This window comes from Salinivibrio costicola subsp. alcaliphilus, from assembly GCF_001996185.1.
GTDB classification, from domain to species: Bacteria; Pseudomonadota; Gammaproteobacteria; order Enterobacterales; family Vibrionaceae; genus Salinivibrio; species Salinivibrio costicola.
Map to the genome: position 1 here is coordinate 1 of NZ_MUFR01000174.1, position 336 is coordinate 336.

The following is a 336-nucleotide window of genomic DNA, read 5'->3' on the forward strand; positions in this document are numbered from 1 at the left end:
AAACACTGCTGGCCGTATGGCAGACAAGCGTGTTCGTCAAAAAATAGCGCGTTTGTCTAAAAGCGGTAAGTTAGTCAAGGAATGGAAAAAAGTAGAGGAAAAGGCGAAGAAAGGTAAAGCGTCTTTAGACGAGTGGCTGAAAGAGACTTTCGGCGATAGCTTGAAAGCTGTTGCTACTCGAATGATTGACAATTCACTAGGTAAAGCTAACGCAGACATAGAGTACGGCGACAAGAAGCTATACACCTATAAAGTGCGCGGTAAAGACGACTACGCCACTACTGCTAACTTTAAAGACGTTGAAAACTTGTCAGAAGACGGCTCTTATCAGGTTAT

At 43.5% G+C, this 336-nt stretch carries 1 protein-coding gene; it reads left to right on the forward strand.

Annotated features, from left to right (window positions below; all coding sequences use genetic code 11):
* Positions 1–16: 16 nt before the first annotated feature.
* The coding region (locus tag BZJ21_RS15750) for a hypothetical protein (protein WP_131826368.1) at positions 17–336 on the forward strand (320 nt) is incomplete at its 3' end.